Here is a 9,382-nt window from a genome sequence, read left to right on the forward strand (position 1 = left end):
CTTTATTAGTCATGGCTTCTGCCAATTGTCGAGCAATTGTCTGCTTTACCGCACTGACTTTGCTCGGCTTTTTGTTTATATACCTCACCTTGAATTCTGGTTCCGTTGAAATTTCATGGGCGGACTTGGGGTGGAGGCACGTTCCCTACGATAATATGAAACAGCAGATTTTCTGGGAAATCCGTTTCCCCAGGATGGTTGCTGCAATTCTTTCCGGCGTCGCTCTGGCGGTGTCGGGTCTCTCTCTGCAGACATTGTTCAGAAATCCGTTGGCGGGTCCCTTTGTACTCGGTATCAGCAGCGGCGCAAGTTTTGGTGTAGCTTTGTCCTTGCTTGCCGGTCTTAGCTTTGGCCACTTTGGCGTGCTGGGCTCTGCTGCCGTTGGCGCCTTGGCTGTGACCGCGTTGATCATGTGGGTTTCTTCCCGCTTTGAACGTTCTTCAATCCTTTTGATTGTCGGCCTTCTGGTGGGGTACTTCATCGATGCCTTGGTCAGTATTCTTATTGCCAACAGCGATGCGGAAGCCTTGCGCGTGTACGTGTCCTGGGGGATGGGAAGCTTTGGTCGCCTGACTTTTGATGGCGTCTTGATTTTTGCAGGAGCGATTGCGCTTGGACTCGTGATGATTGTACTTTCCTTGAAGTACTTGAATGCGGTGCGCCTTGGTGAAGACTTTGCCTGTGGTCTCGGAGTGAATATCCGCCGCGGTCGTTTGTTTGTATTGCTCGGCGCTTCTCTGTTGGCTGCAACAAGTACTGCTTATTGCGGACCTGTCGCCTTTGTAGGCATCGCGGTTCCTCACTTGGCATTTATGTTGTTCAAAACCTGCAATCATCGTGTGCTTTTACCGGGCTCTGCTCTTTGCGGCATTGTACTTTGCCTTGCCGCATCCTTGTTCAGTACCGTTCCCTTGAATGCAATTCTTAGCATTGTTGGTGTCCCGATTATTTTGTGGGTGATTATTCGCGGAAAGGGGGAACATTAATGCCGTTGCTGAAATTTACGGATTTGTGCTTTGGCTTTGGAACGAACTTCGCACAGCCTGCAAACTTTGAGTTGAATGCTGGCGAAGTTGTTGCCTTGATGGGCCGTAATGGTTCTGGTAAAAGTACCTTGCTGAAAACCTTGTGTGGAAAAGTTTCTGCAATGAATGGAACCGTGGAAATTGCAGGTGCAAATCTGAAGGATTGGAACGCCGTAGAGCTTGCAAAGAAAATCGCCTACATCTCGATTAGTAAGGCCGCTCCCGAACGTATGACAGTCCGCGAATTTGTAAGTCTTGGTCGCATGCCCTACAGCGGAATTTTCGATGGCCGCTCCGCAGAAGACAACAAGATTGTGAATGACGCTATAGAACTTTTACAGTTGACTGATTATGCAGATCGCATGGTTTCTACGCTGAGTGACGGTGAACGTAGCCGTGTGTACTTGGCTGAAGCGGTCGTCCAGCAAGTGAGTGTTTTGCTGCTTGATGAACCTAATGCATTTTTGGACATTCCCTGGAGCCATCAGCTATTTAGAACGCTGCGCCAGTTGTCAGCAGAACGAAATATGGGTATTATTGTTTCAACACATTCGTTGGAATATGCGTCTAAATATTGTGACCGCTTCATGATTGTGGACAATAAGAATTTGAATGTAGGAACCTTGGCCGAAGCTCAAGAAAACGGCTGGTTGGAATGGACAAAATGAAGAAGATTCTATTTGTGATTTGCGCTTTGCTCATGGTGAGCTGTGCAGGTGTGTTCAAGAAAGGTAGCTCTGAACACAAACATTTCCTTTGGAAAGTTTCCGACGAAAATTCCAGTGTCTGGGTCTTAGGTAGTATTCATTTTGCAGATTCCTCGTTCTATCCCTTGGACTCTGTTGTTGAAACTGCCTTTGTGAATGCAGAGGAACTTGCTGCAGAAATCAACATCAATGATGATTCCGTTAGCCAGGATGTGGCAAAGAAAATGTTGAAGCAGGGTGTTCTTCCCAATGGAACAACATTGGATCAGGTGCTTCCCGAAGGCATGTGGAAAACCATTGACAGCTTGTGCCTGGCTTGGAACTATCCGCCTATTTTGTTGAAGCGTTTCCGTCCTTGGTTTGCTGCAACAACTTTGAGTGGTATCGCATTCCAACGAGCAGGAATTGATCCTAATTATGGCATTGACGCTGTTCTTTTGGAACGTGCCGCCAACGAAGGCAAGACAATTGTTGGTTTGGAGACAGCTGAAGAACAGGTGAATGCAGTTGCCGATACGGGTACTTCTGATTCTGCAGGTATTTTCTACATGAAGACAACCTTGCGTGAAATTTCTGAATTGGATTCCATGGTGGCTCAAATCATTCGCGCTTGGAAGACGGGCGATGTAGAGCTTATGCGTAAGGCCATGAATGAAGATGAATTTGTTGATGAAGCCGATTCTACGGTTCAGAAAGATTTTGAAGAACGAATCTATACCAGCCGCAATGCAAAGATGGCGGAATCCATTGAGGAATTCCTAAAGGACGACAGAAAGGTCTTTGTTGTTGTGGGGGCTGCTCATTTGACTTTGGATGACGACAATGTCATTAGCCTTCTGCAGAAGAAAGGCTTTACAGTGGAGCAATTCTAAAGGTCTTTGACCGAAATTCCTAAACGGTTCAATCTGTTATAAAGTGCCGTGCGGAGTAAACCCAGTTTCTCTGCTGTAGCACTGACAGAACCATTGTTTTCCTGGATTTTCCCCTTAAGGAAAATCCTTTCTTGTTCCAATTGCATTTCGCGGAATTCGTCGTAGCGGGTAGCGGAAGAGGAAGCAAGATTGCTTGCCGCCATACTGATATTAAGAGGTTGCTTTTCCGGAGCGACTTCTGTAGTGACGATGTTGTTTTCGTTTTCGATCTGGAAATCTTCAGGTTGCAATTCGCCAGAATTGGCGAAGCACAGGGCGCGTTGAATGACGTTTTCCAACTCTCGAATGTTGCCCGGCCAGTTGTGGCTTTGCAATCGACGGAGCGCCTTGTCGGAAAGTGTGTAGGTTTCTTCTTCGGCTTGGTACTGTTTGATAAAATAGTTTGCCAAGTCCTCAATATCTTCCTTTCGTTCGCGGAGGGGAGATATCTTGAGGGGAATGACGTTCAGTCGGTAGAACAAGTCTTCGCGGAACTTCTTTTCCTTGACAGCTTGTTTTAGATCGCGGTTGGTTGCAGCCACAATGCGCACGTCAACATGTTTTGACTGGTTTGCTCCGATGGGGCGGATTTCCTTGTTCTGCAAAACGCGAAGAAGCTTCACTTGGGTGTGTAGCGGCATATCGCCGATTTCATCCAGGAAGATGGCGCCACCATCGGCCGCTTCGAACAAACCGATTCGCTCCGCCTGGGCTCCAGTGAATGCGCCTCGGGTATGGCCGAAGAGTTCGCTTTCAAAAAGATTTTCAGGAATGGCGCTGCAGTTTACCGTAATGAACTTGTCGTAAATGCAGGAGACCGCTCTTGCGATAAGTTCCTTGCCAACGCCGGTTTCGCCTTGAATCAATACGGGACCGGAGTTCACCATGGCTTTCAGCACGGATTTACGGAGCTGTTCCATGGCAGGGCTTTTTCCCACCAGCAAGGCCATTCTTTCACGGAAGATTTTACGGGCTTCGATAAATTGACGTAGCTTGGAAATCTTGCTCATCAAGTGAACGCGCAGGTCTGCTGCGTTCATGCTGACGTCTGCATACTTGTTGCAAAGGTAGCCGTAATTTGTAGTGTCTTCCGCATAAGCGAAAATCATGGAATCGGGATTTTTTTCACGAAGGGCGGACAGAGCCTTTTCGTTTTCCTCGGTAAAGGAATCCAGATCCCAAATAATGATGGGGGAGAACGGAATTGTTGTAGTGTAGAGCCCGCTCTCAATAGAATCATAGACGGTTACATCGTAATTCACAGAGGAAAGCACGTCTTGGATGAACGAAGACGTTGAAGTTTCCTTTGTGAAAAAATCGATGAGCATAGTTCGTGATTCGAATTGTTATTTTCCAAGTTCCTTGGAACGGTCGGTGCCAGCGACGACTGCCTTGATGAGGGTGCTGCGGAAAGCGCCTTCTTCAAGAGCGTTGATGCCTGCGATGGTGGTGCCTGCGGGAGAGCATACCATTGCGCAGAGGTCGCTGGGGCTCTTGCCGGACTTCTTCACCAGTTCCACGCTACCTTCGATGGTGCCGAGGGCCAGCTTAAGAGCGACATCGCGGGTAAGACCAGCCTTCACGCCGCCGCGGGTGAGACCTTCAATGAATTCAAATACGTAAGCCGGAGCGCTGCCGGAAAGACCGGTGACTGCGTCCATGAGGCTTTCGGCAACGCGGCAGGTAACGCCGATGTTGCCGAAGATCTTTTCTGCGGTAGCGAGGGTGGCTTCAGTAACGCCATCGGTAGCCAGGCCCACGGAACCCTTGCCCACGGTGAGCGGGAGGTTCGGCATAACGCGGAGAACCTGATTCTTGGTGCCGAGAACATCAATGAGTGCTGCGCGGGTCACGCCAGCCATAATGCTGATGAAAGTCTTGGTGGTCTTGATTGCCTTGACTGCTGTCTTCCATTCTGCGGCGACCAGCTTGAAAATCTGGGGCTTTACGCAAAGGAAGGTAACATCGGCCTTCTTGACGCCTTCGGCAAAGTTCTTGACGCGTACGCAGCCCAGGGCGGTCACTTCGGCTGCAGCCTTGTCGCTGGGGTCGAAGAAGAAAATGGACTTAGGATCGTTACCGGCCTGAAGAAGACCGCGGAGGATTGCACCGCCCATGTTGCCGGTGCCAGCGAAGAAAATTTTATTAACCATAGTTCGTTGTTTTTAAAAAAGTGAAAATTTTCAGTTAATCAGGTAAAAATCAACTTCGTTGATTTTTACCTGACGCTATCCTTGGCCTTACGGAGGAATTCCAGCAGTTCATCGTTGGTCTTGTACTGCTTCATCCACTTAATGACTTTATCCATAATTCCGTTTTCGGTGTCGTTCTGCATACCCTGACGAACACTCCAGATGATGTCCTGTTCGCGGAGGGTGAGCAAACGGTCTTCCTTACGGGTACCGGATTTGAAAATGTCAATGGCAGGCCAGGTGCGCTTTTCTGCCAGGCGGCGGTCAAGAACCAGTTCCATGTTACCGGTGCCCTTGAATTCTTCGAAGATCACTTCGTCCATGCGGCTACCGGTTTCAATCAAAGCGGTACCGATAATGGTGAGGGAACCGTTCTTCTGGACAATTTCACGGACGGGTTCGCCAAAAATAGTCTGGACAATCTGACCGTTGGAATCCTTCTGGAAGTCTCCCAGTTTGTCTGCAATTTTACGGGCTGCACCAAAGAACTTCTTGGGGAACTGCATGGCCATGGCGTCCACACCACCAGAGAGGATCTTGCCGGAGTGGGGGATCACAACGTTGTTTGCGCGAGCGAAACGGGTGATGGAGTCCAGGAGAACCACAACATCCTTCTGCTGTTCCACAAGGCGCTTTGCCTTTTCAAGAACCATGGTGGCAACGCGGGCGTGATGGTCAGGAGGTTCGTCGAATGTAGATGCAACAACTTCAGCCTTGATGGTGGGATTCTTTTCCACAAGCTTGCCCACGATTTCGCGCATTTCGGTCACTTCTTCGGGACGTTCATCAATGAGGAGAACCATGATGACGCATTCCGGGTGGTTTGCGGCAATGGCGCGGGTAATGTTCTGCAAAAGAATTGTCTTACCGGTGCGGGGAGGAGCCAGGATAATGGAACGCTGGCCCTTACCGATGGGGCTGAACAAATCCATGACGCGGGTGGTCAATTCATCCTGATCGTGTTCCAGGCGAATCTTTTCGTTGGGATGGATCGGGGTGAGGTATTCGAAAGCCACGCGACGCTTGATTTTTTCAGGATCGTCGAAATTTACTTTGTCCACACGACGCAGTGCGTAGAACTTGTCGCCATCGCGGGGCGGACGTGCAAGACCTGCAACGGTGTCACCAACCTTGAGGCCGAAACGGCGGATCAGGTTCTGGCTAACGTAAACGTCGTCCGGACCCTGCTGGTAGTTGAATTCGGTGTTGCGGAGGAAGCCGTGGCCCTGGGGGGTAACTTCCAAAAGACCTTCGGCGTAAACGATGTTGTTTTCGTTTTCCAGGCTCTGGAGCAAAAGACCCAGGGACTGCTTGCGGTAACGGCGGAAGTCCAGATTTTCCTTCTGACTTGCCAGTTCCTGCAAGTCGCTCATGGTCATCTTGCGATACTTGGCCCAGCAATCGCGAGCCTTGCACCAGGCTTCGGAATCCGGTTCCGGAAGGGGCGTGGCGTCTTCCTGTTCTTCCTGCTGTTGACGGTTGTTGTTATTGTTGTTGCGGTTGTTCTTGTTGAACTTGTTTTTCTTGTCCCACTTGTTGAAACGGCCGCCTTGCTGATAGCGCTGCTGATTGTTTTCGTCGCCTTCCGCGTTTTCGTTGTTGCCTTCCTGGTTGGAATTGGCTTCACCATTTGCGGATTCGCCGGCTTCAGTGCTTGCCATGCTTTCGGCGGTAGCGGTAGCTTCGCCTGCGGCGGCGTTGCTTGTCGTAACTTCGACAACGGCTTCTGCCGGCTTTTCTGCAGCCGGAGCCGGATTTACTTCCGCAGCGGAAATTTCACTATTTTCAGAAGGAGCGCTTGCTGCAACATCGTTGGCGTGTTTTTCAGCCTTCTTCTTGAATTTCTTTTCGTCAGACTTTTTTACTTCGTCGTTCTTTTCGGACTTGGCTGCCTTTGCAGGACGGCCCGCACGCTTTGCGGGTTTTGCTGCATCTTGTTTCGGCTTGGGAGTGTCTGCGCTGCTTGCGACTTCAGGGGAAACTTCAATGCCAGTTTCTTGTTCTGCTAAAGGAATATTCTTTTTTGTGGGAGCCACGTTGGAATCCTATGATTAGGTGAAATAAAAATGCGATTGATATAAAAGACAGGGTGCCCAATAAAAAAATGGGGAATGCCTGAAAATGTATAGGGAAAAATATTGTACCTCAGTGGAGGTGAGCATAAGATAACTAAAAAATGCCCTTTTGTCATAGAAATTGGGCTTTTTTCTAAAAAAAATTTTAAAACGGCTTTGGGACTGGCCTAAAGGGTTTCAATTCTCTCTTTTGACAAATTTGTGCCAATTTGAATATCTATATTATTGACGTGGATTCATTAGAACGTGTATTTGTAGCCCTGGGATCGAATATTCCAGATCGCTCTGCGCATTTGAACGAAGGTCGAGAGATGCTTCGTAAGATTTCTGCTGGCGGTTGGAAAGAAAGTCCTATTTACGAAACCCCTCCGGTTGGTCCGGAAGGCCAGGGTCCTTATTTTAACCAGGTTATATCGTTCTGGTACTCTGGTACGTCATCACGTTTGCTGAATTATTTGAAAGGTGCAGAATTTGTTTTAGGCCGTAAGCCCCGTGGGCATTGGAATTCCAGAGAAATTGATCTGGACTTGCTGTATTTCGGCAAGGAAGTTCGCAAAGGTGTGCCTAATTTACCTCATCCGCAGATTGTTAATCGCCAGTTTGTCCTGGTTCCGCTCAATGATGTGGCTCCCGAATGGGAAGATCCTCAAATGGGCTTTGAAGTCAAGGACATGTTGGCAAATCTCCTCGTCAAAGAGGAGAAGATTCCGTTCCGCGTAATAACCTCGGAGGAACCTTAATATGCTGACTGAAAAAGGTGTTCATTTTTTAGCCATCGAAGGTGTTATTGGTGTGGGTAAGTCTTCTCTCGCGAAGATTATTGCCGACCGTTGGAAAGCTGTGCTTATCGAGGAAAACTTTGCCGAGAATCCGTTCCTGGAAAAGTTCTACCAGAATAGGGAAGCCTACGCCTTCCAGACCCAGCTGTTCTTCTTGCTGGACCGTCACAAGCAGCTTCAGAACTCCGCTCTCCAGAGCGACTTGTTCCACGACTTGCTGGTGAGTGACTACACCTACGAAAAGGACCAGATTTTCGCTGCCCAGAACTTGCAGGAAAGCGAGTACGCCATGTACGAACAAGTGGCTACAACCTTGAACAAAGGTATCCCGCATCCTGACCTGGTGGTTTACCTGCAGGCAAGCGTTCCTACTCTTTTGAACCGTATCCATGGTCGTGGCCGTGCCATGGAAAAGTCCATTGAAGGCTCTTATTTGCAGTCTTTGATGGATAGATATGACCATCATTTCTGGAATTATCCGTATTGCCCGGTCTTGATTATCAATACCGACAATATTGATTTTGTCCACAATGAAAGTCATCTAAATCTTGTGTTGGATGCAATTGCAGCCTGCCCGAGACAAACGACCTATTTCGTTCCAGAAGGTAAATAATGCAAATCATTAAGACAATCGATTCTCTCCGTCAGGCTTTGAAGCCTTTGGCTCAGCAGGGAAAGTCCATCGGCCTCGTTCCGACCATGGGCGCTCTTCATGCTGGTCATGGTGCTTTGATCAAGGCTTCGGTGAATGATTGTGACGTAACTGTTGTTAGCGTTTTCTTGAATCCCATCCAGTTTGGCAAGAACGAGGACCTGGACAAGTATCCCAAGCGTCTCGAAGCCGATGCCAAGCTCGCTGAATCCATTGGCGCTGACTTCGTTTTTGCTCCGTCCGTCGAAGAAATGTATCCGGATGGAGATCCTCTGACTATGGTGCGCGACGAAACCTTGGAAAGCCTGTACTGCGGTGCTTACCGTCCGGGCCATTTCCGTGGTGTTCTGACTGTTGTTTCCAAGTTGTTCCTGATTTCCGGAGCTCATCACGCATACTTTGGCGAAAAGGATTACCAGCAGGTATTCCTGATCGAACGTATGGTGAAGGACCTGTGTTTTGATATTCAGATTCATCGCGTGAAGATTGTTCGTGAAGAATCCGGACTTGCTCTTTCCAGCCGTAATGAATATTTGACTGACGAAGAAAAGGCTCGTTCTCTGGGCATCAGCCTTGGCCTCAAGCAGGCTAAGGAAGCTTACGATGCGGGTGAACGCGGTGTTGTGAAGATTCGAGACACCGTGGTGAAGTCCATCTTGGCTAACCGCGGTCAGGTGCAATTTGTTGAAGTGGTGAACCAGAAGACCTTGCAGAAGTTTAATGCAGGCATGCTGGGAGCAGAAGACAAGGCCGTCATCTTGGTGGCCGCATTCTTCGGCAAGACCCGCTTGATCGACAACATTGAATTGAACTAATTCTGAAGCGAGGGGTGACCCTCGGTCGAACCTTTTAAAAAAAGACCTCGACTGAAGGAAGTCGAGGCCTTTTTGTTTTTCAATGAGTCCCGTTCGAGAAAAGTTCATCTTGAGTGAACCTTTGACGAGTCCCGTTTACAAAATTTTCGTGTTGAGTGTATCCTCGGCGAATCCCGTTCGAGAAAAGTTCATCTTGAGTGAACCTTTGACGAGTCCCGTTTACAAA

General features: G+C 48.8%; 9 protein-coding genes. 6 read left to right on the plus strand and 3 right to left on the minus strand.

Annotation, left to right across the window (positions count from 1 at the left end):
- Positions 1–11 precede the first annotated feature (11 nt).
- From MJZ25_09570 to MJZ25_09580, 3 genes are read left to right on the plus strand one after another with little or no spacing between them, the layout of a single operon-like run.
- Positions 12–986, plus strand: coding sequence for an iron ABC transporter permease (locus tag MJZ25_09570; GenBank protein MCQ2124418.1), 975 nt, complete (start codon positions 12–14; stop codon positions 984–986).
- Complete coding sequence (locus tag MJZ25_09575) at positions 986–1,693, plus strand: ABC transporter ATP-binding protein (GenBank protein ID MCQ2124419.1); 708 nt, start codon at positions 986–988, stop codon at positions 1,691–1,693. The genes MJZ25_09570 and MJZ25_09575 overlap by 1 nt, the downstream gene beginning before the upstream one ends.
- A complete protein-coding gene (locus MJZ25_09580; GenBank protein MCQ2124420.1) occupies positions 1,690–2,604 on the plus strand; it encodes a TraB/GumN family protein in 915 nt (304 codons plus the stop codon). The genes MJZ25_09575 and MJZ25_09580 overlap by 4 nt, the downstream gene beginning before the upstream one ends.
- Here MJZ25_09580 and MJZ25_09585 read toward each other — a convergent pair.
- From MJZ25_09585 to rho, 3 genes are all read right to left on the minus strand, one after another.
- Positions 2,601–3,971 (minus strand): sigma-54 dependent transcriptional regulator, encoded by a 1,371-nt coding sequence (locus MJZ25_09585; protein ID MCQ2124421.1) that lies wholly within the window; start codon positions 3,969–3,971, stop codon positions 2,601–2,603. The two genes, MJZ25_09580 and MJZ25_09585, sit on opposite strands and share 4 nt — an antisense overlap.
- An 18-nt stretch (positions 3,972–3,989) precedes the next feature.
- Complete coding sequence (gene proC, locus MJZ25_09590) at positions 3,990–4,796, minus strand: pyrroline-5-carboxylate reductase (GenBank protein MCQ2124422.1); 807 nt, start codon at positions 4,794–4,796, stop codon at positions 3,990–3,992.
- A gap of 65 nt (positions 4,797–4,861) precedes the next feature.
- Entirely contained in the window at positions 4,862–6,214 is a 1,353-nt protein-coding gene (gene rho / locus MJZ25_09595) for a transcription termination factor Rho (protein MCQ2124423.1), read from the minus strand.
- 926 nt (positions 6,215–7,140) lie between these two features.
- Between rho and folK the strand changes: the two genes are divergently transcribed.
- From folK to panC, 3 genes are read left to right on the plus strand one after another with little or no spacing between them, the layout of a single operon-like run.
- Complete coding sequence (folK, locus tag MJZ25_09600; GenBank protein MCQ2124424.1) at positions 7,141–7,650, plus strand: 2-amino-4-hydroxy-6-hydroxymethyldihydropteridine diphosphokinase; 510 nt, start codon at positions 7,141–7,143, stop codon at positions 7,648–7,650.
- A gap of 1 nt (position 7,651) precedes the next feature.
- Complete coding sequence (locus MJZ25_09605; GenBank protein MCQ2124425.1) at positions 7,652–8,302, plus strand: deoxynucleoside kinase; 651 nt, start codon at positions 7,652–7,654, stop codon at positions 8,300–8,302.
- The gene (panC, locus tag MJZ25_09610; GenBank protein MCQ2124426.1) at positions 8,302–9,156 is read left to right on the plus strand and encodes a pantoate--beta-alanine ligase; all 855 of its coding nucleotides are present in this window, start codon (positions 8,302–8,304) and stop codon (positions 9,154–9,156) included. Before MJZ25_09605 ends, panC begins: the two co-directional genes overlap by 1 nt.
- The last annotated feature ends 226 nt before the right edge of the window (positions 9,157–9,382 follow it).

The organism is Fibrobacter sp. (genome assembly GCA_024399065.1).
Lineage (GTDB): Bacteria > Fibrobacterota > Fibrobacteria > Fibrobacterales > Fibrobacteraceae > Fibrobacter.

What these genes read in the sequence shown, in the direction of transcription:
- panC (MCQ2124426.1), top strand. Translation starts at nt 8,302, where the DNA reads ATGCAAATCATTAAGACAATCGATTCTCTCCGTCAGGCTTTGAAGCCT.
- proC (MCQ2124422.1), bottom strand. Translation starts at nt 4,796, where the DNA reads ATGGTTAATAAAATTTTCTTCGCTGGCACCGGCAACATGGGCGGTGCA.
- rho (MCQ2124423.1), bottom strand. Translation starts at nt 6,214, where the DNA reads ATGACCATGAGCGACTTGCAGGAACTGGCAAGTCAGAAGGAAAATCTG.
- MJZ25_09605 (MCQ2124425.1), top strand. Translation starts at nt 7,652, where the DNA reads ATGCTGACTGAAAAAGGTGTTCATTTTTTAGCCATCGAAGGTGTTATT.
- MJZ25_09580 (MCQ2124420.1), top strand. Translation starts at nt 1,690, where the DNA reads ATGAAGAAGATTCTATTTGTGATTTGCGCTTTGCTCATGGTGAGCTGT.
- MJZ25_09575 (MCQ2124419.1), top strand. Translation starts at nt 986, where the DNA reads ATGCCGTTGCTGAAATTTACGGATTTGTGCTTTGGCTTTGGAACGAAC.
- MJZ25_09585 (MCQ2124421.1), bottom strand. Translation starts at nt 3,971, where the DNA reads ATGCTCATCGATTTTTTCACAAAGGAAACTTCAACGTCTTCGTTCATC.
- MJZ25_09570 (MCQ2124418.1), top strand. Translation starts at nt 12, where the DNA reads ATGGCTTCTGCCAATTGTCGAGCAATTGTCTGCTTTACCGCACTGACT.